Genomic DNA, 23,936 nt, shown 5'->3' with positions numbered 1-23,936 from the left:
GGCTTTTTTTCGTCAAATTGAAGCTCACTTTTTCACCTTGGCTTTTCCGGTGATCTGGTCCATATCGATCCGCCAGACGCCGGTGACGGCCAGACTTTTGTCAATGGCTTCCGTAAACCCCTCGCCCATGTGGTCGGGGGTCAGCTTCCGGCACAGGGCCTCCAAAGCAGCGGTCTTTTCCCGGTCATCGGTGACCTCCGAGGCGGTGCCCGTGACGATCACCGACTGAAAGTAGGTGGTGTACATGGCGGGAGCCACAAAGGTGGGCTGGTCGTCCCCCACAAAGGTGACGCACATCCGGGGATTGTTCCGCAGAAGGTCCAGCTTCCGGCCCTCCTTGGCGCAGTGGAAGTAGAGCCGGTCCTCTACCCGGACAAAGGACAGGGGCAGGCAATAGGGGGTGTCCTCTCCGGTGGAGATGGCGGCCACCCCGTGGGAACAGCGGTCGATGAGGGCCAGGGAGAACTCCCGGCTCTGTTCACGGTCAGTCCTTCTCATGGAGCTTCCTCCTGCTTGCCGGGCTCTGAGGGGCTGAGCAGCCCCACAATGGCGTGGTACAGTCCGGCGGGGTCGGCCTGGAACTTTTGGGACATGGTGATGGCCTGAGCGGGGCCGGGGACCAGCAGATCCAGCGCCAGCAGAGGGCTCCCCACGTCGTTGAGCTGAAGGTGGAGGGTGCTGGTGCCATCCTCGTTTTCCAGGATCTTGGTCTGGACCTGGGCCTCCCGGCGCAGGGCCTCGTTGACCTTCACCAGGTTTTCGTCACAGTGCATCCGCACCGAGTAGGGCAGGCTGTTCTCACAGATCTCGCTGTTGCGCCGGCCCTTCTCCGTGATGGAGTACCGTTCGTCCTCCTTGGACAGCTGACCGGTCTCCACCATGTGCTCCACCGCCTGGGTGAGGGAGAAGTAGTCCACTCCGGCGTCGCACAGCGCCAGGTCCAGCAGCTGGAGGAAGGTGATGGGGCCGGCGGCCCGGGCCATAATATACAGGACCAGAAGCTTCAGGTCCAGTTCACTTTGGATGAATCCGACTGGGGACATAGGAAACGCTCCTTTCGGAAGAGAATACATCTGACGACTATTATAATGCCTGCGGAACAAAGCCGCAAGTCCAAAAGTGTAAAATCCCCATTGGCATGTCTCCGGCACCAAATAAAGGGAGATTCATAAGATGGAGTGTAAGCACAGCAAAATGGGCGGACGGGGCACCGTCCGTATGAGGAAACGATTGGAGGGAACCATATGCCAGAAATGGTCGTACCCGGCCCCATCTCCGAGGAGCGCAGCATCCGGGAGGCCGTGTGCATACACACCAGAAAAATCTTTGACTCCTGCAAAGACAAGGACTGCATCGAAGACCTGAGGGTCTATCCCACACGAGGTTCTCAGGAGGCCATCGACCGGGCTATGTCCATCAAGGCCGGGTGTGCCGAGCTTCTGTATGCCTACATTGATGTGGAGCCTGTCAGCTTCAACCGGGGATTCTACGCCGTGGATGTGCGGTACTTTTACCGGATCACCGCCGACGCCTTTGTGGGGGCGGCCCGTCCGGTGGAGGTCACCGGCCTGGCTGTCTTTGACAAGCGGGCCATCCTCTTCGGCAGTGAGGGGAATGCAAAGGTGTTTGCCTCCAGCGGCGTCAACTGCGGCCTGGACCCCCAGGATCTGCCGCGGACCACCGCTCCCATTGCGGTAGTGGAGGCAGTGGACCCGTTGATTCTCAGCATGAAGCTGGTAGACGTCTGCGACTGCCGCCCCTGTGACAGCAGCTGCGCCGACATCCCTGCCGCCGTGGCCGCCTGTTTTCAGGAGGATCTGATGAGCAGCGGTGACGTTCACCGCCTGTATGTTACCCTGGGCCAGTTCTCCATGATCCGGCTGGAGCGGGACACCCAGCTGCTGGTGCCGGTGTATGACTACTGCATGCCCAGCAAGGAATGCCCCTGCGACACAGGCAGCTGTCAGGAGGACCCCTGCGATCTTTTCCGCAAGGTCCAGTTCCCCGTCAATGAATTTTTCCCGCCCAATACCATCACGCCCCGGGGGGACAGCTATCAGGAGGTACGGGCCAGCGGGTGCTGCTGCTGAACCGCTGGGGCTCCAGAGCCGGTCCCTTGCCCGAACTGAAAATGAAACAGGCGGCAGGCACCCAGGTGTCTGCCGTCTGTTTTTGCATGGGCAGGAGTGGTTTCGCCGTCACATCAGGGGGGCGAAGATCCGGAGAATGCTGCGGTAAAGCTGAAGCAGGATGTTCAGATGCTTGAAGCGGCGGGGGGAAATTGGCTCGCAGACCGTCAGCGTCTGCTCAAAATCCCTGCGGATGTCCTGGATGCAGGGGGCCTCGCACAGCCATACGCCGTCCTCAAAGTGGAGGAACAGGCTGCGGTAGTCCAGATTGACGGTGCCCACCGTGGCAAAGCGGTCGTCCACCACAAAGTTCTTGGCGTGGATAAAACCGGGGGTGTACTCAAAAATCTGGACACCCGCGTCCAGAAGGGGAGGGTAGTGGGCCCTGGTGACCTCGAACACATACCGCTTATCCGGAATATGGGGGGTGATGATGCGGACGTCCACTCCGGATTTGGCGGCGTTGCATAAGGCGGTGTTGGTGGCCACGTCAATGATCAGGTATGGCGTGGTGATGTAGATGTAGTTTTTGGCCTTGGCGATCATGTTCAGATAGACCGCCTGTCCCACCGCCTCGTGGTCCAGGGGGGTGTCGGTGTAGGGCTGGACATAGCCGGTCCATGGGCGCACGGGCGCGGCCGGGGGACGGAACCGTTCAAAATCCTCGTCCACGCCGCAGCAGTTGTCCCACATACTCAGGAACATAATGGTCATGGACCAGACGGCGTCTCCCTCCAGGAGGATGGCGCTGTCCTTCCAGTGGCCGAAGCGCTCCTTCTCGTTGATGTACTCGTCGGCCAGGTTGATGCCCCCGGTAAAGCCCACCTTGCCGTCTATGATCATCAGCTTTCGGTGGTCCCGGTTGTTCAGACGGAGGGAGACCACAGGGACAAAGCGGTTGAAGACCCGGCACTGGATGCCTTTTGCCTGCATCTGCTGGTCATAATCCCGGGGCAGGGTGAACATACAGCCCATATCGTCATAGATGAGGCGCACCTCTACGCCCTGGATGGCTTTCCGCTCCAAGATGGCCAGAACGCTGTCCCAGAAGACGCCGGGCTGGATAATGAAGTATTCCAGAAAGATGTAATGCTCCGCCTTTTCCAGCTCCTCCAGCATCCGGGGAAAGGCCAGATCCCCCAGAGAGAAGTACTCTGTCTCGGTATTGGTGTAGGCGGGGCAGGCGGCGTACTGCTCCAGATAATGGGCCTGACCCGCCGCGTCGCCGCCCAGGGGGAGCAGATCATCGGCTTTGAAGTCCTCACGGAGGGCCAGGGCAGTCTTATCCAGAATGCTCTGCATCTGCCGGCGGATCTTCTTTGGGATGGTCCCGCCGCCCACCAGCAGATAGAAGATGCCGCCGAAGACCGGGAAGGGAAGGATCACAAGCAACCAGGCGATCTTGTAGGCGGGCTCCATCCGGCTGCCTACGATGGCCAGAGCGGCAAGAACGCTGAGCAGGATACAGCACCAATAGAAATGTTCAATGTATTCCGAGAAGATGGCCACCATGGCGACCAGAGTGGCGATCTGAGCCAGCAGAGCCAGCGCCACAAGGACCGAGCGGTGGAATAAAATGTAAAGAACTTTCTTCATGGAGCAGCGCCTCCTTGCGGGACAGTGCCCTGTCAGGGCTGGAGATGGATGGAGCAGTGGATCTGCCCCTGTTCGATCCGGATCAGTCCATAGCTTGTGCGGCTGGCCCCGGGATTCATCATCCAAAGGCCGTCCTCCAACTGCTGGCACAGGGCCCTGTGGGTGTGGCCGAACAGGAGTATGTCTGCCCCAACCGCCCTGGCGTCGGCCACGGCGGCTTCGTAGCCTTTCTTGACGCCCCAGAGATGGCCGTGGGAGAGAAGGATACGCTTCCCGGCCAGCGTGATCTGCTTTTTCAGGGGGGCCATGGTCCAGCCGTCGCAGTTGCCGGGAACCATGCAGATGGGCAGCTTGGGATAGACGTAAGTCAGCTCCTCCGCGTCGCTTTGCAGGTCGCCCAGATGGATGACCTGATCGGGGCGGTGGGCGTCAATGGCGTCCAGCATTCCGCCTCTGGAGCGGTGGGAGTCGGAAAAAACCAGAATCTTCAAATCTGTCACCTCGGTGGTCGGAGTGCATATACTGGAGTGAAATCATGTTGGGAGTGATGGCAGTGCAGTCCAAGCAGAATCAGGAGAAGCTTTTGAAGGGAATGGCGGCGTCGGAGCTGGTGAAAAACCGGGACGCAATTTCCAGATTGGCCCAGTCCGGCGACGCCCAGCGGCTGATGGCCCTGCTGCAGCAGCGGGGAGGGGTCCAGGAGGCGGCCAAGGCCGCCGCCGACGGTGACCCGAGCCAGCTGATGACTATGATGAACCAGCTGATGAGCACCCGGGAGGGTGCAGAGCTGGTGGAGCGCATCGGGGACCAGGCGAAAAAAGCAGGACTGGAGTAAGCCGGTCCCGGGACGGAGAGGGGGAAGGGCGCCGTGGCTGAGTTTGAGGAAAAGCTGAATGCCATCCTGGGCAATCAGGAGGCCATGAGCCAGATCATGTCGCTGGCCCGCTCCCTGTCCGGAGGGGAGAAAGCGCCCCAGGAGGGCCCGGCGGAGAGGGCGGCTCCGGACCAGCCCTCTGGGACCGGCGCGGGAGAACCAGGCCAGTACATGGCAGCCGGCCAGCCCGACCTGTCCGCCCTTCTGGGCCAGATCGACCCCGGAATGCTCCAAATGGGGATGCGGCTGGTCCGGGAGTACCAGGGAAACGACGACCGGAACACCGCCCTGCTGGCCGCCCTGCGCCCCTTCCTGAAGGAGGACCGGAGAGCGAAGCTGGACCGGGCGCTGGAGATCGCCAGGGTGACCCGGCTGATCCGAGTGGCTCTGGGAGCCATGGGAGGAAAGGGGGAAGGCGGCGGTGTATAATCGTTATATCCCGAAGGACGCCGCTTATACCCGGGTGACGGAAGACATGCCCAAGGAGGAGCCTGTCCGCCGGGAACCGGAGGGGACCGCCCAACCGGAACAGCACCCTCAGCCGCCCCGGCAGCCCACGGCCCAGCACAGCCGCACCCCACAGAACGGGGCCGGAAACCAGGGGAGCTTCCGGCTGCCGTCCTTCCTGGGCGGGAAGGACGGCCTGTCCGCCCTCTTCTCGGGAAAGGAGCGCGGGGGCCTGTCCGGGCTGCTGAAGACCCTGCATCTGGAGGAGATCGACACCGGGGACATCCTCCTGCTGCTGATCGTCCTCTACCTCCTGGTGGAGGGGGACGACCTGGAACTGGTCATTGCCCTGGGGCTGGTGCTCATCATGGGCCTTGGCGATGAAAAGCAGGAGTCGAAGGGCACATAAACACACAGGAGGCGGCTGAAAGGCCGCCCCCTGGTCGTCATGAAATGGAGTGCAGGACCGTGCCCTCCGGCAGCGCGAAGGAGGCGGTGGAGGGGCACGGCACGGTAACGGGGGAGTAGGCGGTCATCCGGTAGACCAGCTGTCCGTCCTGCTCAGTCTCCGCCGAGACCAGCAGACCGGTGTCTACGCTGACCCAATACCGCTCCAGCAGGCCCTCATCCTCCAGCGAGACCTCCACATAGAGGCAGGGCTGCTCCCCCCGCAGCTCATAGCCCGCCCCGGTGATGGACTCCGGGTCCAAATGCAGCACGGTCTCATAGGTGGGCAGGCGCTGTGCCAGATCGGAGGACAGGCCGTCCGCCGGAGCAGTCTCATATTGCCGGGAGCCGCCGTACCAGTAATACAGGGTCGATTCTCCCACCAGGTCGTGGCGCACCACCCCGGAGGGCAGCACCTGCTGGCTGTGGGTCCAACCTCCGTCCGCCCACACCTGGACCGAAGCGGTGGAGGAGCCGTCCGTCCAGAAGGTCTCCACCGTCAGCTCCCGGTAATAGCTGTCCGAGCGGGCCAGAGTGGCGATGACGTTTTGGACCGTCTGGGGGGTCACCGCCACCGTCTGGTAGTGATCTGAGTTCTGCTGGGTGGAGCCGGAGGGATCATCGCCCTGCTCCGGTTCCAAACTGGGCAGTTCCACCGAGGGAGTGTTGAGCATGAAGAGACTGCGGCCAAAGCTGGTGAACATGGCGGCGGCGATGACGGCGATGACGGCGATGGCGATGAGCAGGCGGTTTTTCGGTTCCATGTCGTCACCTCATTCCGTACGCACGAGTAAGCTCAGGGGAGAAAGGGCTCGGGGGCCTGGGACCGCAGGCCGAAGTGCCACTCAATGGCGTCGGCGATTCGGCGGCAGGCGTGCCCGTCGCCGTAGGGGTTGGCGGCGTGGGCCATCTTGTCATAGGCGGCTTGGCTGCTCAGCAGCTCCGAAGCCAGACGGAAGATATCCTCCTCCTCCACGCCGGCCAGCTTGACAGTGCCGGCGGCCACGGCCTCGGGCCGCTCAGTCTCACGCCGCAAAACCAGCACCGGCTTGCCCAGGGCGGGGGCCTCCTCCTGAAGTCCGCCCGAGTCGGTCATGACCAGGTGGCACCGGGCCATCAGGTTGTGCATCTCGTCCACCGCCAGGGGAGCGATGAGGTGGATGCGGGGGTGGCCGTCCAGATACTTGTGGGCCGCCTCCTGGACCACGGGGGAGAGGTGGACGGGGTAGACCAACTCCGCCTCCGGGAAGGCGTCGGCCACCCGGCGCAGGGCGGTCATGATGTTGGCCATGGGCTGGCCGTAGTTCTCGCGCCGGTGGCAGGTGACCAGAATGATCTTTTTGCTGACATAATCCAGGCTATTCAACACATCTTCCGCGAAGGTAAAATCCTTTACGACCGTTGTCTGGAGGGCGTCAATGACAGTGTTGCCCGTCAGGAACACGCCTTTGGTGATGTTCTCCCGGGCCAGGTTGTCCCGGTTGGCGGGAGTGGGGCAGAAGTGGAGGTCGGCAATGGCGCCCACCATCTTCCGGTTCATCTCCTCGGGGAAGGGGGACCACTTGTCGTAGGTCCGCAGGCCGGCCTCTACATGGCCCACCGGGATCTGGTGGTAGAAGGCAGCCAGAGCGCCGGCGAAGGTGGTGGAGGTGTCGCCGTGGACCAGGACCAGATCGGGTTTGGCCTGCTCCAATACCCCTTCCATGCCCAAAAGGCACTTGGAGGTAATGGTGGACAGGGTCTGCCGGGGCTCCATGATATTCAGATCATAGTTGGGCTTCAGCTTGAAAATATCCAGCACCGAATCCAGCATCTGCCGGTGCTGGGCGGTGACGCAGCACAGCGCGTCGATGCCGGGACGGCTGGCCAGCTCCAGAGCCAGAGGGGCCATTTTGATGGCCTCGGGCCGGGTGCCGAAAATGGTCATAACTCGAATGTTGCTCATTTGTCGGAATGGTCCTCCTCGCCAAAAAAGTTGTCATTACCGGCGATCTGGGTCTTGTGGGGCTGAGAATGGGTGTCCTTGCCGCCGCCGTGGCCCAGATAGAGCTTGGCGGCCACGCCGCCGGCCAGACACAGGGCCATCAGGAACAGCATGGCCTTTTCTGTGCCGCTGGTGGTCAGCACCACAGCGGACAGGCCCAGAATGGCGCTGATGATATACAGGGTGGCCACCGCCTGCTTCTGGGAGAAGCCCATGTCGATGAGCCGGTGGTGGATGTGGCCCCGGTCGGGGGCCATGGGGGACTGGCCCTTGGACACCCGGCGCAGGATGGCAAAGCAGGTGTCGAAGATGGGCAGGCCCAGCATGAGGAAGGGCACCGCGAAGGAGATGATCATGTGGAACTTGAACAGTCCCTGGATAGACACCGTCGCCAGCACGAAGCCCAGGAAAGTGGAGCCCGTGTCCCCCATGAAGATCTTGGCCGGATTCAGGTTGTAGGGCAGAAAACCGATGCAGGCCCCGGCCAGGGCGGCCATCAGGATGGCCACGTCGGGCTCAGACACGATGAGGGCGATGACCAGCAGAGTCATGGAGCTGATGGTGGACACGCCGCAGGCCAGTCCGTCCAGCCCGTCTATGAGATTGACGGCGTTGGTGATGGCTACGATCCACAGCACCGAGATGGGAATGGACAGCCAGCCCAGCTCCCAGTAGGGTTCGCTGCTGAAAATATTGATGTTGGACAGAATATAGATCCGGTTGCCCGCCATGACGGCGAAGAGGGCTGCCACGATCTGGACCAGGAACTTGGGCTTGGCGGGCAGGGCGTAGATGTCGTCGAAAATACCCAGAATGACAATGATAACACCGCCCATCAGCATACCCCGCAGCTGCTTGGTCAGGGGCAGGAAGATGAGTACGCTGAGAATGAAGCCGAAGAAGATGGCCAGACCGCCCATACGGGGGATGGGGTGGTCGTGCATCCGGCGGTTGTCCTTGGGCACGTCCACGGCGCCCACCTTGAAGGCCAGGGACTTGACCACGGGAGTGGAGATCAGGGCCACAACGGCCGCGGCCAGCAGAGCCGCCGCGGCGGTGCCCACGACAGGAAGTTGAATGGTCATATCGAACCTCTTTTGTAATTCTATGGGGAGCGGTAAGACTCCAGTTGGGATGTGGGAAAGAGGGACGGTCAGCGGGCCACGAAGCCCACCTTCTTGTAGACCTTGCGCAGGGTCTTGTTGGCCACATAGGAAGCCTTCTCGGCGCCCGCCTTGTAGACGGATTCCAGATAGGCCTTGTCGGCCAGGATGCGGGTGGCCTCCTCCCGGATGGGGCGAAGGGTCTCCACCACCGCGTCACCCACGGCGGGCTTGAACTTGCCGTAGCCGCAGCCGGCGAACTCGGCTTCGATCTCCTCAAAGGTCTTGCCGGTGACGGCGGAGTAGATGCTCATCAGATTGGCCACGCCGGGCTTGTTGGCCGGATCGTAGCGGACGCAGTTCTCGGTGTCGCTGTCGGTGATGGCACGCTTGAACTTCCGCTGGATATCCTCAGGCTTCTCCATGAGGAAGACGCAGCCGTCGGGGATGGACTTGGACATCTTGGAGTCGGGAGTGGTCAGACCCATGATCCGGGCGCCGGCCTTGGGAATGTAAGGCTCGGGGATCTTGAACACGTCGCCGTAAAGGCCGTTGAACCGCTGAGCCACGTTCCGGGTCAGCTCCACATGCTGCTTCTGGTCCTCGCCCACGGGGACGAAATCGGGCTGATACAGCAGGATGTCGGCGGCCATCAGGCAGGGGTAGGTGAACAGGCCGCCGTTGATGTTCTCCTTGTGCTTGGCAGACTTGTCTTTGAATTGGGTCATTCGGGACAGCTCGCCGAACATGGTGTAGCAGTTGAGCACCCAGCCCAGCTCCGCGTGCTGGTGGACGTGGGACTGGATAAACAGGGTGTTCTTCTCCGGGTCCAGACCGCAGGCAATGTACTGGGCCAGCTGCTCCAGGGTGCGGCGGCGCAGGTCGGCGGGGTTCTGGCGGACGGTGATGGTGTGCAGATCCGCCATAAAGTAGTAATTATCGAACTCGTCCGTGCGTTCTACCCAGTTCTTGATGGCGCCCAGGTAGTTGCCCAGGTGCAGGTCGCCGCTGGGCTGGATGCCGGAGAGCATGACTTTTTTCTCGTCCATAACGTTGTTGTTCTCCTTTATATTCAGACGCTGCCGGAGACGGCGCGCCCATATCATATCAAATTATTCTACCACGCAACGTCCGGAAACGCAATAAAATGTTCCTGGGATTTCCGCTTAAAATGTGCTACAATAATGCAGCAGTGAGGAGATGATGCCGTGGCCTGGTACGTTTATATGCTCCGCTGTGGGGACGGGACCCTGTACACCGGCATGACTGACGATGTGGAGCGCCGTTTGGCCGCCCACCGGAGCGGGAAAGGGGCCAAATACACCCGGGGCCGGGGACCTCTGGAGCTGGTTTATACCGAGGAACAGCCCGATAAAAGCAGCGCCCTGCGCCGGGAGTTCCAAATCAAAAAGCTGCCCCGGGAGCGGAAAAGCGCATTGTGCGAAAGCTGGCGGGACGGAGCAATGTAGGTGCGCATCACGACGCGCACCTACGCCAGTGCCGTTGCGTTCTAAAACCGTTGGGCCCGTTGTCCTCACCGGGCCGTCGGGGACGCCGGCCCCTACGAGATGGGTCGCGTCATGATGTCAATGCAGATCTGCCGTAGGGGCGGCTTGTGGCCCCGTACCCTAGGGATACGAACGGCCCTGTAGGGGCGGCCCCATGTGGCCGCCCGCATCAAAAAACAGGACTATCCGCACAATGCGGATAGTCCTGTTCTTATGAAATCGAGTTCTGTGCGGTTCAGCCTAAGGCCGGAACCTCAGCCTACGTGTCAGCGGAGTCCTGCAATTCCGAGATGTGGACCGGCTCGGTCACGACAGGGGACAAGGCCCGCTTGACGATGGTCAGAGTATAGCCATCCAGAATGGCGCTCTCCGAGCCCTCGGCGGGGACGGCGTGGTCGATGGTGACCTGGTCGCCCACGTTCAGCGTGACCACCTCCCGGTTCTGGGCGGCGGAGAGGGAGTAGAAGACCGACTCGCCCTCCAGGCGCAGGAAGTAGTAGGTATTGCCATCCAGCACGGCGGTGCGGATATCGGCAACTCTGCCGCTGGCCTGGGTCTGGGGCAGCTCCTCGGGGGTGGTGATGCCCTTGTCCGAGAGCATCTTGATATAGGCCTGCTCGCAGGAGGAGACAGTGCTGCCCGTGGCCACGAGCTGGTACTGGGCCACGTTGACCATGGCGTAGCTCTTGACCAGGTTGGTGGCGTCCAGCAGGGGGATAAAGTAGGTGGGCTCCCCGGCGATGTTCAGCAGCAGGGGGAAGGTGGAGATATAGCCCAGATCCTGGACCACGCCCTCGGCGGAGGCCCGGGCGGCGGCTTCGGTGGCGCCGGGGGCTGTGTAGAAGTGGGTCTCCTTGGTCCGCATGTTGCACAGCAGGAAGCCCAGGTTGGACTGGTCAGCGTTGGCGGAGGTGACGCCGGTGTAGACGTACACATCGTCGTTCATGGCGATGTAGTTGTAGCCGTCGGTAGTCTTGGTCACGTCCCGCTGGCCGAAGATGGAATTGAGGAAGCCGTGGACCAGGGTGCCGTGGTAGTCATACTGCTGCATGATGAGCTCGGGGACGTACAGGGTGTCCACCCAGGTGGGGACCTGCTCATAGTACTGGCTCTCGCCGGTGACGGCGTCCACCAGCACCGCGCCCTGGATGTCGGTACCGCCGAACAGGCCGATGGTCCGGACCACCCGGGGGGCGATCCACCAGGGATGACCGGCCTCGTCGATCTCGAACTCAGGCGTGGCGAACATCATGGTGGGGTACTGGAAGCGCAGGTGGCGCAGGATGTTTCGGTTCAGGGGCTCGGAGAAGGAGTACTTTATCCCCTCCTGGAGGCGGACCACCGTGGCCTCCTGGGTTACCATGTCCACCACCACATAGGCGGGCAGACCGCCGCCCCGGTTGGTGAACCACTTGACGAGGTCGGCGTAGGCGATGGGGGCCACCCGGACGGGCCGGCCCTGGTAGTTGATCTGGGTGGAGTCGTTGGAGTACTCAAACTGGCTGACCATGTCGCTGAGGGTGCCCATCTGGCGGTCCCCCAGGAACTCGGCGGACTTCCGGTCCAGGGTGGGGATCTCGTTGAAGGAGATCTGAGCCACGTCGGTGGAAAAGTCGCCGGTCTGAACAGTGAGCAGATCCCGGTAAGCGGCGGCCCGGAAGATGGGCAGAGAGATGATCTGGCCCACGACGGCCACCAGCACCACCGCCGCAAAGAGGATGCCCACGGGCAGGCAGCGGCTCTTGACGAAGCGCAGCCACTCCCTCAGCTTCTCCTTTGGGGTGCGGATCACGTTGTCATGGGGCGCCCCGGACAGCAGGAACACGCAGATCAGATAGACCACGCACAGCAGACCCAAAAAGCTGTAAAAGTCGCCGGTGTGGAAGTTCAGCGCGGGCAGAGAGACATAGAAATAGACGAATCCCACCAGGGCGGTGATGACCAGACTGAGCAGGGTGCGTCCAAACCGCCCTCTGGGCTTGCGGACGGAAGATGTTGTGTCGCTCAAAGCAATTCTCCTTTTCAGCATTGGTTGTGGATGTAACACCATATAGAATAGCCCATTTCCGGGGAAAAAGCAACGGCGGCCACATTAAAATTGGATAAAAGAGGAGGGGCATAGTATGTGAGGGGAGAAGCATAGTATGCACCACCCAAGGGACGCCGTCCGGGGAGCGTACGAAACGCCCCTTGTCAAAGCGGGAAAAATCCAATATAATATGAGTCGCTGACAAACGAGAATACCGGCGGCCCCGCCGCCGTGACGGAGGAATGGACATGGCACTGGATATGAAGTATTTTGAGGAGATGGAGGCCAAGATCCCCAAGGGGAAGGTCCGCACCCGCTTCGCTCCCTCTCCCACCGGCTATATGCATGTGGGCAACCTGCGCACCGCGCTGTACACCTGGCTCATCGCCCGGAACGCGGGGGGAACTTTCATCCTGCGTATCGAGGACACGGACCAGGGACGGCTGGTGGAGGGCGCCACCGATGTGATCTACCGCACCTTGGCCGAGTGTAAACTGGACCACGACGAGGGCCCCGACGTGGGAGGCCCCGTGGCTCCCTATATCCAGTCCCAGCGCCGGGACACTTATGGCAAGTACGCCCGCCTTCTGGTGGAGAAGGGCCACGCCTACTACTGCTTCTGCGAGAAGAGCGAGTCGGAGGAGGACTCCGGCGACTTCAACCGCTCCGCCGACCCCTGCCGGGACCTGCCCCTGGCCGAGGCCCAGGCCAGAGTGGATGCCGGCGAGCCCTATGTCATCCGCCAGAAGATCCCCGCCGAGGGCTCCACCACCTTCCACGACGCCATTTTCGGGGACATCACCGTGGACAACGACACTCTGGATGACCAGGTGCTCATCAAGCGGGACGGGATGCCCACCTATAACTTCGCCAACGTTATCGATGACCACCTGATGGGCATTACCCATGTGGTCCGGGGAAGCGAGTACCTGTCCTCCGCCCCCAAGTACGATCTGCTGTACCGGGCCTTCGGCTGGGAGGTCCCCACCTATGTCCACTGCTCTCCCGTTATGCGGGACGCCCAGAACAAGATGTCCAAGCGCCACGGCGACCCCTCCTACGAGGATCTGAAGGCCCAGGGCTTCCTGACCGAGGCGATCTTGAACTATGTGGCCCTGCTGGGCTGGTCCCCCCGGGGAGAGCTGGCCGAGCAGGAGGTGTTCTCGCTGGAGGAGCTGGCCAAGGCCTTCGATCTGGCCGGGCTGTCCAAGTCCCCCGCCATCTTCGACATCGAGAAGCTGACCCACTTCAACGCCCTGTATCTGCGGGCTATGGCCCCTGAGGAGTTTGCAAAGGTTGCCGAGCCTTATATCAGAAGCGTTGTAAAGGATGAAAGCCTGTCTGTATCCGCCATCGCCGCCCTGCTCCAGGCCCGGTGCGAGAAGCTCACCGACATCCCCGAGAAGGTGGACTTCTTCCAGACCCTGCCGGAGTACGGTCTGGACCTGTTCACCAACAAGAAGTCCAAGACCAATCCCGAGGTGTGCAAGACCATGCTGGAGGCGGCCATCCCCATGCTGGAGGGGCTGTCCGACTGGAGCCAGGAGGCCATCCACGACGGCCTGATCGCTCTGGCGGCTCAGCTTGAGGTCAAGAACGCCACCCTGATGTGGCCGGTTCGCATCGCCGCCGCTGGCAAGGCGGTGACCCCGGGGGGCGCCGTGGAGATCTGCCAGATCCTGGGCCGGGAAGAGACGGTCCGCCGCCTCAAGCTGGGTCTGGAAAAACTGAAGGCCTGATTGGAAAAAATTTCAGTTTCAAAAGAATAGATAGAGCCTGCGGCGTCTGGCGCCGCAGGCTTTCTCCTTATATTTCCAGGCCTCCGGGCCATGTATCCGGACAAAAGAGAAGCGCAAAGTTGTTTGCAAATGAAAGAAGGACCTTGTAAACTTTGGCAGAGCATGGTACAATCACAGCGAAGCGATGATGTGTGGACCGGACACGGCCCCCGGTACATTTTGGGCCGGTACATGGATGGAAGCCAGAGTTTGTGCCGATAAAATGACAGGAGGAGCGTATGAAAGGAATCGTTTTAGCAGCGGGAAAGGGCACCCGTTTGTACCCCATGACAAAACCGGTGTGCAAGCCGCTGCTTCCGGTCTATGACAAGCCTCTGATTTATTACCCCATCGCCATTCTGATGCAGGCAGGCATCTCCGACATCCTCGTCATCGTGCCCCCTGGAGAGACGGACACCTTTGCCGCCCTGCTGGGCAGGGGGGAGCAGTTCGGGCTGAATATCTCCTATGCCGAGCAGCCCGTGGCCCGCGGCATCGCCGACGCCCTGCTCATCGGCCAGGAATTTGTGGGCGATGACCGGGTGTGCCTGGTTTTGGGAGATAATATCTTCTATGCCCCCACCTTGGGCGCCACCCTGAAGCGGGCGGCGGCCAACGACCGGGGGGCCACCGTCTTTGGCTATTGGGTCGAGGACCCCAGACCCTTCGGCGTGGTGGAATTTGACAAGGACGGCCGGGCCATCTCCATTGAAGAGAAACCCCGCTATCCCAAATCCAACTACATCATTCCCGGCCTGTATTTCTATGACCATCAGGTCATGGAGATCGCCCGGAACCTGAAGCCCTCCGCCCGGGGGGAGTTGGAGATCACCGATGTGAATCTGGAATACCTCCGCCGGGGCCAGCTCCAGGTCATCCCCTTGGAGAGAAACTTTACCTGGCTGGACGCCGGCACCGCCGACAGCCTGCTGGAGGCGGGCCAGACCATCAAGCACATCCAGGATACCACCGGCCGCTATGTGGGCTGTCTGGAGGAACTGGGCCTGTACGAGGGCTGGATCTCCGAGGAGAAGGTCCACGCCATCGGAACGGAGCTGGGCATGACCTTGTACGGCAAATATCTGCAATGTCTGTAAAGGAAGAAGACTGAACTGAAAAGGGGCTGGAGACAGCCCCTTTTTTGAGCAAAATCCAGCCAAAAGGGAGGACAGTCCCATGAGACGCATCCTGATGCTGGCCACAGGGGGCACCATTGCCTCCAAAGAGAGCGGCCACGGGCTGAGCCCCGCCATCACCTCGGAAGAACTGTTGGGATATGTCCCGGCGGTGGGAGAGCTGTGCAGGGTGGAGGCCATCCAGCTGATGAACCTGGACAGCACCAATATCGGGCCCTCCCACTGGCTGGAGATGGCCGCCGCCATCCGGGCGCGTTACGGAGAGTACGACGGCTTCGTTTTGACCCACGGCACCGATACCATGGCCTATACGGCCGCTGCTTTGTCCTATCTGATCCAGGATTCCCCAAAGCCCATCGTCATTACCGGCTCTCAGAAGTCCATCTGCCTCCACGACACCGACGCCCGGATGAACCTGTATAACAGCTTTCTCTATGCCTGTGACCGGGATTCCCATGACGTGAGTCTGGTCTTTGACGGCAAGGTGATCTTGGGCACCCGGGCCCGGAAGGAGCGGACCAAGAGCTTCAATGCCTTTTCCAGTGTGGACTACCCCGAGGCCGCGGTGATCCGGGACGGAAAGCTGATCCGCTATCTGGCGCCCACCGCCTACGCTTACGGGGCGGAGCCGGTTTTTTACAGCAGCATGGAGGACCGGGTGCTGCTGCTGACCCTGATCCCGGGCATGGGTGCGGAGGCCCTGCGTCAGCTGAAAAACAGTTATCAGGCGGTGATCCTCCAGTCCTTCGGCGTGGGTGGACTGCCCGGCGGCAGCGGAGGCGCCTTTGCCCAAGCTATGGAAGAGTGGCTGGAGGCGGGAAAGACCATCGTGATGATGACCCAGGTGCCCTATGAGGGCAGCGACATGGCGGTGTACCAGGTAGGCCAGCAGGTGAAAGAGAAGTTTCAGCTGATGGAGGCCTACAATATGACTCTGGAGGCCGCCGCTACCAAATTGATGTGGGTGCTGGGACAGACCAACCGGCCTGAGCAGGTCCGGGAGCTGTTTTACCGCCCGGTCCAGCACGACGTGATCTGTTAAAAGGGAGCCTGAGGGTCTCTTTCATACAACAGCGCTTTAGCGAAAAGCGATTATCCGACAATTTTTCGGCACGATAGGATTATTTTGTGACGCGGTTTTATGGCAAAATGACAGTGAGAAAGGATGGGTGTCCCTTGAAGCGCCTGCGCCGTATTTCCAGTTTCCTGATGGCTGTGGCCTTGCTGGTCCTGATGATTCCCGCCGCCGGGGCGGAAGGGGCGGCCCAGACCTATGAGACCACCGTCCTGTTCACCCACGACCTCCATTCCCACTTCTTGCCCCAGCAGACGGAAGACGGGGGAGAGTCGGGGGGCTATGCCCGGTTAAAGACAGCCCTTGACCGGGAACGGGCCGGGCATCCAGACGCCCTGGTGCTGGACGGGGGCGATTTTTCCATCGGTTCTCTGATCCAGACCCTGTACACCACCCAGGCCGCCGAGCTGCGTACCATGGGCGCCATGGGCTATGACGCGGCCACCGTGGGCAACCACGAGTTTGACCACAGGGGTGTGGGCTTTGCCCAGATGCTGCGGGCCGCTGTCCTCAGCGGCGACAAGGTGCCAGACCTCCTGATGGCCAATTACCGTCCCTCCGCCGATGACCCGGACCAGCTGGATATTCAGCGGGCCATGGCCGCCTACGGCGTGAAGGATTATATGCTGCTGGAGCGGGGCGGCGTCACCTACGGTATCTTCGGCCTGATGGGGGAGGACTCCCACGACTGTGCCCCTACCTCCGGCTTTGCCCTGGGGGACCGGGCGGAAGGGGCCCAGCGGTGCGTGGACGCCCTAAAAGAGCAGGGGGCCCAGTTCATCATCTGCCTGTCCCACAGCGGGACCAACGAGAAAAAGAAGCTGTCTGAGGACGAACAGCTGGCTGAACAGGTGGAGGGCATCGACCTGATCGTTTCCGGCCACACCCACACCACGTTGACGCAGCCCCTGGTGGTGGGGGATACCTATATTGTCTCCTCCGGGCCCTACTGTGAAAACCTGGGGTCCATTACCCTGACCTGGGGGGAGGACGGGACCAAGACCCTCGCCGACTACCGGCTCATCCCCATCGACGAGACCTTGCCCGAGGACCCGGAGATCGCCGCTCTGGTGGAGGGGTGGAAGAGCCAGGTGGGCTCGGGCTATCTGGCCCGGTACGGCCTGACCTATGACCAGGTGCTGACCACCAGCGGATTTGATTTGAAGACGCCGGAGTCCGGCGTTCAGGAGGGCAACGCCCTGGGTGAGCTGGTGGCGGACGCCTTCCACTGGGCGGCCAGAACGTTGGCCGCCAACACAACCGACGTGCCCACCGTGGCGGTCACCGCCGACGGCGTGCTCCGCGCCGATCTCCCGGCGGGGGATATCACCACCTCCATGGCCTTTGATGTGCTGTCCATGGGGGTGGGCAGCGACGGCACCTCCGGTTTTCCCCTGGTGGAAGTCTACCTCACCGGCAAGGAGTTGAAGGCCGCCGCCGAGGTGGACGCCTCGGTGACCCCCATCATGCCCGCCGCCCAGCTCTACATGTCCGGAATGCCGTATTCCTTCAATGTCAACCGGATGTTCTTCAACCGTGTGATGGACGCTGCGCTGGAGGGGCCTTCCTACGAAAACGGATGGACAGAGAAAACCTCTACCCAAATCAATGATAGCCAGCTCTACCGGGTGGTCACCGGGATGTACTCCGCCCAGATGCTGGGCACAGTGAAGAGCAAGTCCTTGGGCCTGCTGTCCCTGGAGCCCAAAATGGCCGACGGGAGCCCTGTTACCGATTTTGACCAATGTATCCTTCGGGATAAGAACGGCAACGAGATCAAGGAGTGGTACGCTCTGGCGGCTTATCTCCAGTCCTTCGGCTCAGAGGGGTTGTCCGCTCATTACGCCCGGACGGACGGCAGAAAGACCGTCAGCCACAGCTGGAGCCCCATCCAGCTGTTGAAGCATCCCAACTGGATTACCCTGGTAACTGTGCTGGTGCTGGCTCTGGCGGTGCTGGCAGTGGTGCTGGTGGTCCGGGCTCTGGTCCGGCGGCAGCGGCGCCGCCGCTATGGCGGAGGATACCGCCGCCGGCGGTTCGGCCGGTAAGATCATGATCTGCGCGGCATGTCTGCGTTCTATTTAAAATGGATCAAAGGGGTGCCGGGATAGATCCGGCAATACATGTTACGAGGAGGATCAGCAGTGAAGAAGTATCAGATCGCAAAGAAAAAGACGCTGACACCGGAGATCGGTCAGATCTCGGTGTACGCGCCTCTGGTGGCCGCCAAGGCCAAGGCAGGACAGTTCATCATTCTGCGCGTGGATGAAGAGGGAGAACGGATTCCTCTGACCATCTCCAGCGCGGCGGATGGACTGGTCACCGTGATCTATCAGAAGATTGGCGGTACCACCCTGGCGCTGGACCAGCTCAACGAGGGCGATTGCCTCCACGATTTCGTGGGCCCTCTGGGCGTCCCCACTGAGGTGGAGAATCTGGGCCGTGTGGCTGTTCTGGGCGGCGGCCTGGGCTGCGCCATTGCTCTGCCCGTGGCCCGCGCCCTTCACGAGGCGGGCAACCAGGTGGACCTGATCGGCGGCTTTAAGACCCGCGACATCGTCATCCTGGAGGAAGAGATGTCCCACGCCTGCACCGACCTGCATATCTGCACCGACGACGGTACTTACGGCTACCACGGCTTTGTCACCGGCAAGCTGGAGGAGCTGATCGCCAGCGGGGTCAAGTTTGACCACGTCTTTGCCATCGGCCCCTTGATGATGATGAAGTTTGCCTGTAAGCTCACCGAGAAGTATAACATCCCCACCACGGTCAGCATGAACCCCATCATGATCGACGGCACCGGCATGTGCGGCTGCTGCCGGCTCACCGTGGGCGGCGAGGTGAAGTTTGCCTGCGTGGACGGCCCTGACTTTGACGGCCACAAGGTGGACTTTGACGAAGTGATCGCCCGGAACGCGACCTATAAAGAATTTGAAGCCAAGGCGAAAGAGAAGCATCTCTGCCGTCTGGGAGGAGGTGCCATGAATGGCTAACATGCAGATGACCAAGACTCCCATGCCGGAGCAGGAGCCCAATGTCCGTAACGCCAATTTTAAAGAAGTGGCCCTGGGTTACACCCTGGAGCAGGCCATGAACGAGGCCCAGCGCTGCATCCACTGCAAGAACCCCGCCTGTGTCAGCGGCTGCCCCGTGGGTATCCCCATCCCTGACTTCCTGGCCAAGGTGGCCGAGGGCGACATCGCCGCCGCCTATGAGATCCTGTCCAACGCCAACGCCCTGCCCGCCATCTCCGGCCGCGTCTGCCCTCAGGAGAACCAGTGCGAGGGCAAGTGCGTCCGGGGCGTCAAGGGCGAGCCCGTGTCCATCGGCCGTGTGGAGCGCTTCGTGGCCGACTGGGCCGCGGAGCACGGCATCGCCAACGTTGCCACCGCTCCCAAGAACGGCCACAAGGTAGCCGTCATCGGCTCCGGCCCCGCCGGTCTGACCTGCGCCGGCGAGCTGGCCCGCAAGGGCTATGAGGTCTCCGTCTTCGAGGCCTTCCACACCCCCGGCGGCGTGCTGAGCTACGGCATCCCCGAGTTCCGTCTCCCCAAGGCCATCGTCAAGCGCGAGGTGGCCAACCTGGAGAAGATGGGCGTGGATATCGAGCTGAATATGGTTATCGGCAAGGTGCTGACCATCACCGAGCTGTTCGAGATGGGCTATGAGGCCGTGTTCATCGGCTCCGGGGCCGGTCTGCCCATGTTCATGAAGATCCCCGGCGAGTCCCTGGTGGGTGTGTACTCCGCCAACGAGTACCTGACCCGCATCAACCTGATGAAGGCCTACAAGGAGGACGCCGCAACCCCCATCCTGCACAACAAGAAGGTAGCCGTCGTCGGCGGCGGCAACGTGGCCATGGACGCCGCCCGCTGCGCCAAGCGCCTGGGCGCCGAGGTCCATATCGTCTACCGCCGTTCCGAGGCCGAGCTCCCCGCCCGTGCCGAGGAGGTCCACCACGCCAAGGAGGAGGGCATCATCTTCGACCTGCTCACCAACCCCATCTCCATCGAGGGCGATGAGAAGAACCATGTCCAGTCCATCACCTGTGTGAAGATGGAGCTGGGCGAGCCCGACGCCTCCGGCCGCCGCCGCCCCGTGGTCATCGAGGGCAGCGAGTTCAAGACCGAGGTGGACGCCGTCATCATGGCCCTGGGCACTCAGGCCAACAAGATGAGCTATTCCGGGACCCCCGGCCTGGAGGAGACCCGCAAGGGCTGCGTGGCCGCCGACGAGACTGGCGCCACCTCTGTCCCCGGCATCTTTGCCGGCGGTGACGCCGCCACCGGCGCCGCCACCGTCATCCTGGCCATGGGCGCCGGCAAGAGCGCCGCCAAGTCCATCGACGAGTACATTCAGAGCAAGAAGTAAGCAGTGCAATGATTCAGAGCCGCATGGAATATCCATGCGGCTCTGTTTTTCTATATGCAACAAAGACCCCGGAGCGGCTGCTCCGGGGCGCGTGATTTTTACAGCTTAAAGTCGTCGCCGCTCAGTCCGCCGCCGCTGAACTTGGCGGGGCGGGGGGGAACCCGCTTCAGCGGGTCATATTTGAAGGAGCGGCAGTGGGACCCGGCGGCCATGACGCCCTTCTTGGGGCACACCACCTGGTCCTCCCCCATGGCACGGCCATGGACGCAGTAAGTACAGCGGGGCTCGATCTTCTTCTGGAACAGATTCATGGGGCACTCTCCCTTTTCCGTTACTGCCCCTATTATAATGCGGATTGAACAAAGCCGCAAGCCTTCCGGCCAAGACCGGCCGGATTTTCTGAACTGCTCCTTACATGGCGCTCATTCGTCTGTGTCCGCTTCGCTTCACCACCCAGGCGGTCAGCAGAAGAAAGAGAAGCCAGACCGCCCAGGCCGCAGCGGCGGAAATGGTCAGGGCCTGGTGGAAGTCCATGCAGGCGATGGCCTCGGTCTGCTCTGCCAGATAGGCGGAGGCCGGCGTGTCCATGGGCAGCAGGCGGGCCAGAGCGCCCATGAGGAGGGCAGAGAACAGGCCGTGCAGGGTCTTTCCCGCCAGGTAGGTCCGCAGAGACAGGCCGCTGTCTCCCAGAAAGGCCATGACTTGGCAGTGGACGGAGACTCCCGCCCAGCCCAGCATAAAGGCGGCCATGGACATCCGCCTGGTGAGGGAGCCGTCGGTGAGAGAGGACACGCCGGAGGAGACCTCCAGCAGTCCGGTGAGCAGCCGTTCCGCCCAGGTCTGGGAGAGGCCCAAGGGGGCCAGCAGGGCAGAAAGCAGACGGGCAAGGGCGGCCATCACTCCGGAGAGGGACAGCATCCGGATGACCACCGTGAAAAAGAGGATGAAGGCGCAGATGTTCAACGTGGACTGAAGGGCGTTGAGGACCGAGCCGGTGAAAGCGGCGGTGACGCTGGCCGTCTGGAACTGGACATGGCCCGTTCCGGCCTGCCGCGGGCCCTCGCCGGAGCGGTAGAACCGGAAAATCAGCCCTACCAGCAGTGAGGCGGTCAGATGGCCCAGATAGAGGACCAGCCCCGCCCGTCCGCTGCCGAACACCCCGGCCCCCACCACGCCCAGGATGAAGGCGGGGCCGCAGTTATTGCAGAAGGCCAGCAGCCGCTCCGCCTCCGTCCGGGAGCACTGGCCGTTCTGGTACAGGTGAATGGCGGTCCGGGCCCCCACGGGGTAGCCCCCGATGATGCCCAGAGCCAGGGCGGAGGCGCAGGCCCCGTTGACCTGGAACAGGGGGACCATCACCGGCTCCAGCAGTCTGCCCAGATACCGGGACATGCCCAGCTCCACCACCAGGGAGGACAGGACGAAGAAGGGAAACAGGGAGGGAATGATCACGTTTCCGCACAGGCTCAGACCATCCCGCATGGCGGCCATGGCCTGCCGGGGCCAGGCCACCAGCGCCCCCGCGGCCAGAAGTAGCCCAACCCCCAGGAACAGGTCCCGGTATTTCCGCTTACCGATCAGACGGCCCATGAGATCACCTCCCAACAGGGTAAGCTGCGGCGCCGTCCTCCAGCAAGGAGGGCGGACCGTAACTTATATATGTGTGATGGGTTCCGGGTTTGCCTGTCCGGGAAAAAGAATTGCTCCCGTGGAGGAAACGGGGTATAATGGGGGCAGGAAATGAGGTGACATGCCATGTGGCAGCATGAGATCACAAAGACCATCCCCCTGCTCAGCGAAAAGGGGGAGCTGACCCAGGCGGGCTGGGCCAGACAGCCCTACCCGGTCTATGAGCGCAAGGCCATCAAGGCCTCTCCGCTGCGGATCAAGGAGTGGGACTACTATCTGATTGCCAATGACCGCTTTGCCCTGGCGCTGACCGTGGCGGACAACGGATATATGGGCCTGGACTCCGTTTCTTGGATGGACTTTCAGGAGGGATGGCAGGTGACCAAAAGCCCCATGCGGGTGCTGCCCCTGGGCCACACCGGTCTGCCCGCCTCCGCCGACCGGGGGACCACGGCCAGCTCCGGGAAGGGCTATGGCCTGACCTTCCTCCACACCGACGGCAAGGAACTGGGCCCGACCCGGCAGCTGGTATTCCAAATGGAGCACTTCCGGGAGGACCGGACCATCCAGGGCAGCGTGACTCTCTTTGACCAGCCGGAGGAGTCCGTGGTCATCTGCACCCCCTTTGACAAACCGGGGCACTTCTATTACAACCGGAAGATCAACTGCCTGCGGGCGGCTGGGACGGTGACGCTGGGGGAGGAGACCTACCGCTTCGACCCCGCCGATTCCTTCGCCGTGCTGGATTGGGGCCGGGGCGTGTGGACCTACAAAAATACCTGGTACTGGAGCTCCGCCTCCGGTCTGGTGGATGGGGAGCTCTTCGGCTTCAACCTGGGCTATGGCTTTGGAGACGGCTCCGCCGCCACGGAGAACGCGCTGATCTATGGCGGAAAGGTCCATAAGCTGTCCCATGTGAAGTTCCATATCCCCGGAAAGCCGGGGCGGGAGGACTGGCTGTCCCCCTGGACCTTCACCAGTGACGACGGCCGGCTGGAGATGGAGTTTCGGCCCATTCTGGACCGGGCGGCCTGTACCGACGTGAAGGTACTCAAGTCGGACCAGCACCAGGTCTTTGGCCGCTTCACCGGGCGGGCGGTGCTGGACCACGGGGAGACCCTCCAGTTCCGGGACCTGACGGGCTTTGCGGAAAAGGTGGTCAACAAGTGGTGAGTCATCATCCGGCCCGGCGGGGGAGTCCCGGCCCCGGGCAGACCCGGATGGTGGACACCCCCGGGGGCATCATCATCTACACACTGGTCCGAAAGCGGGTCAAGAACCTGAATCTTCGGATGGGGGCGGGGGGCGCTCTGAGCCTGTCCATCCCCTACGGCTGCCCAGATAGCCGGGCGGACCAGATGGTGCGGGAGAAGTGGGCGTGGATCACGGCGGCCCGGGCCCGTCAGGCCGAAGCGCCCGAGCTGCCGCCGCTCCCCTCCAGGGAGAAGTGCCGGGAGATGCTGGAGGAGGCCCTGGCCCGGGTCTACCCTCTGACCGCCCCGCTGGGCGTGGTCATGCCGGAGCTGAAGCTGCGGGCCATGCGAAGCCAGTGGGGCAACTGCCATTGGCGGCAGGGCTACATTACGCTGAACACCGCTCTGGCCCGGTGCCCGGAGCGCCTGCGGGACTATGTGGCCCTCCATGAGCTGGTCCACTTCCTTCACCACGACCACGGTCCCGGATTTTACCAAAAAATGGACGCCCTCATGCCCGACTGGCGGCAGCGGCGGAAGGAGCTGAAGAGCTGTGTTGCCGCCCTGGAACGACAGGAGATCACTTAGGAGAACCCGGCCTGGCCGGGTTTTTCTATTTCTTAATTTTATCGAAAAA

24 protein-coding genes are annotated in these 23,936 nt (G+C 62.0%); 13 read left to right on the top strand and 11 right to left on the bottom strand.

The genetic code is table 11. The features are described from left to right. Window positions 1-24: 24 nt before the first annotated feature. Both I6E39_RS05600 and I6E39_RS05595 read right to left on the bottom strand, forming a co-directional pair. Window positions 25-498, bottom strand: a complete 474-nt coding sequence (locus I6E39_RS05600) for a pyridoxamine 5'-phosphate oxidase family protein (RefSeq protein ID WP_235380631.1) — start codon at window positions 496-498, stop codon at window positions 25-27. Beyond that, the gene (locus I6E39_RS05595) at window positions 495-1,043 is read right to left on the bottom strand and encodes a DUF4364 family protein (protein WP_235380630.1); all 549 of its coding nucleotides are present in this window, start codon (window positions 1,041-1,043) and stop codon (window positions 495-497) included. Before I6E39_RS05595 ends, I6E39_RS05600 begins: the two co-directional genes overlap by 4 nt. A 201-nt stretch (window positions 1,044-1,244) precedes the next feature. On the opposite strand from I6E39_RS05595, the gene I6E39_RS05590 reads away from it, so the two are divergent. Beyond that, window positions 1,245-2,090: a hypothetical protein gene (locus I6E39_RS05590; protein ID WP_235380629.1), complete on the top strand. Its 846-nt coding sequence runs from the start codon at window positions 1,245-1,247 to the stop codon at window positions 2,088-2,090. Window positions 2,091-2,198: 108 nt separating this feature from the next. Here I6E39_RS05590 and cls read toward each other — a convergent pair whose 3' ends face one another. Then, window positions 2,199-3,725 (bottom strand): cardiolipin synthase, encoded by a 1,527-nt coding sequence (cls, locus tag I6E39_RS05585; RefSeq protein ID WP_235380628.1) that lies wholly within the window; start codon window positions 3,723-3,725, stop codon window positions 2,199-2,201. A gap of 32 nt (window positions 3,726-3,757) precedes the next feature. Further along, window positions 3,758-4,216, bottom strand: coding sequence for a metallophosphoesterase family protein (locus I6E39_RS05580; protein WP_235380627.1), 459 nt, complete (start codon window positions 4,214-4,216; stop codon window positions 3,758-3,760). A 44-nt stretch (window positions 4,217-4,260) separates the two neighbouring features. Here I6E39_RS05580 and I6E39_RS05575 point away from each other — a divergent pair, with 44 nt between their 5' ends. Genes I6E39_RS05575 through I6E39_RS05565 form a run of 3 tightly spaced genes read left to right on the top strand, consistent with a single transcriptional unit; the run spans window position 4,261 to window position 5,455 of the window. Then, window positions 4,261-4,560: a hypothetical protein gene (locus tag I6E39_RS05575; RefSeq protein WP_235380626.1), complete on the top strand. Its 300-nt coding sequence runs from the start codon at window positions 4,261-4,263 to the stop codon at window positions 4,558-4,560. 33 nt (window positions 4,561-4,593) lie between these two features. Further along, window positions 4,594-5,028, top strand: coding sequence for a hypothetical protein (locus tag I6E39_RS05570; protein WP_235380625.1), 435 nt, complete (start codon window positions 4,594-4,596; stop codon window positions 5,026-5,028). Next, the gene (locus tag I6E39_RS05565) at window positions 5,021-5,455 is read left to right on the top strand and encodes a hypothetical protein (protein WP_235380624.1); all 435 of its coding nucleotides are present in this window, start codon (window positions 5,021-5,023) and stop codon (window positions 5,453-5,455) included. Before I6E39_RS05570 ends, I6E39_RS05565 begins: the two co-directional genes overlap by 8 nt. A 37-nt stretch (window positions 5,456-5,492) precedes the next feature. On the opposite strand, the gene I6E39_RS05560 is transcribed toward I6E39_RS05565, so the two are convergent. The 4 genes from I6E39_RS05560 to trpS form a co-directional block, all read right to left on the bottom strand. Beyond that, the gene (locus tag I6E39_RS05560; protein ID WP_235380623.1) at window positions 5,493-6,257 is read right to left on the bottom strand and encodes a hypothetical protein; all 765 of its coding nucleotides are present in this window, start codon (window positions 6,255-6,257) and stop codon (window positions 5,493-5,495) included. Between the two features lie 32 nt (window positions 6,258-6,289). After that, a complete protein-coding gene (wecB, locus tag I6E39_RS05555) occupies window positions 6,290-7,438 on the bottom strand; it encodes a non-hydrolyzing UDP-N-acetylglucosamine 2-epimerase (RefSeq protein WP_235380622.1) in 1,149 nt (382 codons plus the stop codon). Next, complete coding sequence (locus tag I6E39_RS05550) at window positions 7,435-8,562, bottom strand: MraY family glycosyltransferase (RefSeq protein WP_235380621.1); 1,128 nt, start codon at window positions 8,560-8,562, stop codon at window positions 7,435-7,437. The genes wecB and I6E39_RS05550 overlap by 4 nt, the downstream gene beginning before the upstream one ends. 68 nt (window positions 8,563-8,630) lie before the next feature. Further along, window positions 8,631-9,629 carry a tryptophan--tRNA ligase gene (gene trpS / locus I6E39_RS05545; protein WP_235380620.1) on the bottom strand — a complete coding sequence of 333 codons (999 nt, stop codon included), beginning with the start codon at window positions 9,627-9,629 and terminating at the stop codon, window positions 8,631-8,633. 159 nt (window positions 9,630-9,788) lie between these two features. Here trpS and I6E39_RS05540 point away from each other — a divergent pair, with 159 nt between their 5' ends. Beyond that, a complete protein-coding gene (locus I6E39_RS05540; RefSeq protein WP_420908178.1) occupies window positions 9,789-10,049 on the top strand; it encodes a GIY-YIG nuclease family protein in 261 nt (86 codons plus the stop codon). A 298-nt stretch (window positions 10,050-10,347) separates the two neighbouring features. Here the strand turns inward: I6E39_RS05540 and I6E39_RS05535 are convergent, their stop codons facing one another. Then, window positions 10,348-12,096, bottom strand: a complete 1,749-nt coding sequence (locus I6E39_RS05535) for a CvpA family protein (protein ID WP_235380619.1) — start codon at window positions 12,094-12,096, stop codon at window positions 10,348-10,350. A gap of 269 nt (window positions 12,097-12,365) precedes the next feature. Between I6E39_RS05535 and gltX the strand changes: the two genes are divergently transcribed. From gltX to gltA, 6 genes are all read left to right on the top strand, one after another. After that, complete coding sequence (gltX, locus tag I6E39_RS05530; protein ID WP_235380618.1) at window positions 12,366-13,856, top strand: glutamate--tRNA ligase; 1,491 nt, start codon at window positions 12,366-12,368, stop codon at window positions 13,854-13,856. Window positions 13,857-14,134: 278 nt separating this feature from the next. Further along, the gene (rfbA, locus tag I6E39_RS05525; protein ID WP_235380617.1) at window positions 14,135-14,992 is read left to right on the top strand and encodes a glucose-1-phosphate thymidylyltransferase RfbA; all 858 of its coding nucleotides are present in this window, start codon (window positions 14,135-14,137) and stop codon (window positions 14,990-14,992) included. A 79-nt stretch (window positions 14,993-15,071) separates the two neighbouring features. Beyond that, window positions 15,072-16,073: an asparaginase gene (locus tag I6E39_RS05520; RefSeq protein ID WP_235380616.1), complete on the top strand. Its 1,002-nt coding sequence runs from the start codon at window positions 15,072-15,074 to the stop codon at window positions 16,071-16,073. A gap of 134 nt (window positions 16,074-16,207) precedes the next feature. After that, window positions 16,208-18,154, top strand: coding sequence for a bifunctional metallophosphatase/5'-nucleotidase (locus tag I6E39_RS05515; protein WP_235380615.1), 1,947 nt, complete (start codon window positions 16,208-16,210; stop codon window positions 18,152-18,154). A gap of 96 nt (window positions 18,155-18,250) precedes the next feature. Further along, window positions 18,251-19,099 (top strand): sulfide/dihydroorotate dehydrogenase-like FAD/NAD-binding protein, encoded by an 849-nt coding sequence (locus I6E39_RS05510; RefSeq protein ID WP_235380614.1) that lies wholly within the window; start codon window positions 18,251-18,253, stop codon window positions 19,097-19,099. Next, window positions 19,092-20,477 (top strand): NADPH-dependent glutamate synthase, encoded by a 1,386-nt coding sequence (gene gltA, locus I6E39_RS05505; protein ID WP_235380613.1) that lies wholly within the window; start codon window positions 19,092-19,094, stop codon window positions 20,475-20,477. The genes I6E39_RS05510 and gltA overlap by 8 nt, the downstream gene beginning before the upstream one ends. Before the next feature lie 98 nt (window positions 20,478-20,575). Here the strand turns inward: gltA and I6E39_RS05500 are convergent, their stop codons facing one another. Both I6E39_RS05500 and I6E39_RS05495 read right to left on the bottom strand, forming a co-directional pair. Then, window positions 20,576-20,788, bottom strand: coding sequence for a hypothetical protein (locus I6E39_RS05500; protein WP_235380612.1), 213 nt, complete (start codon window positions 20,786-20,788; stop codon window positions 20,576-20,578). A 100-nt stretch (window positions 20,789-20,888) separates the two neighbouring features. Next, complete coding sequence (locus I6E39_RS05495) at window positions 20,889-22,067, bottom strand: nucleoside recognition domain-containing protein (RefSeq protein WP_235380611.1); 1,179 nt, start codon at window positions 22,065-22,067, stop codon at window positions 20,889-20,891. Window positions 22,068-22,232: 165 nt separating this feature from the next. Here I6E39_RS05495 and I6E39_RS05490 point away from each other — a divergent pair, with 165 nt between their 5' ends. Continuing rightward, on the top strand, window positions 22,233-23,279 hold the full coding sequence (locus I6E39_RS05490; protein ID WP_235380610.1) for a DUF2804 domain-containing protein: 1,047 nt from the start codon (window positions 22,233-22,235) through the stop codon (window positions 23,277-23,279). After that, window positions 23,276-23,887: a M48 family metallopeptidase gene (locus I6E39_RS05485; RefSeq protein ID WP_235380609.1), complete on the top strand. Its 612-nt coding sequence runs from the start codon at window positions 23,276-23,278 to the stop codon at window positions 23,885-23,887. The genes I6E39_RS05490 and I6E39_RS05485 overlap by 4 nt, the downstream gene beginning before the upstream one ends. Window positions 23,888-23,936: the final 49 nt, after the last annotated feature.

It is taken from the genome of Pseudoflavonifractor phocaeensis, assembly GCF_021531375.1.
Lineage (GTDB): Bacteria > Bacillota > Clostridia > Oscillospirales > Oscillospiraceae > Lawsonibacter > Lawsonibacter phocaeensis_B.
Note: the sequence above shows the minus strand (reverse complement) of the source record. Positions and strands in the feature narration are given on the sequence as shown.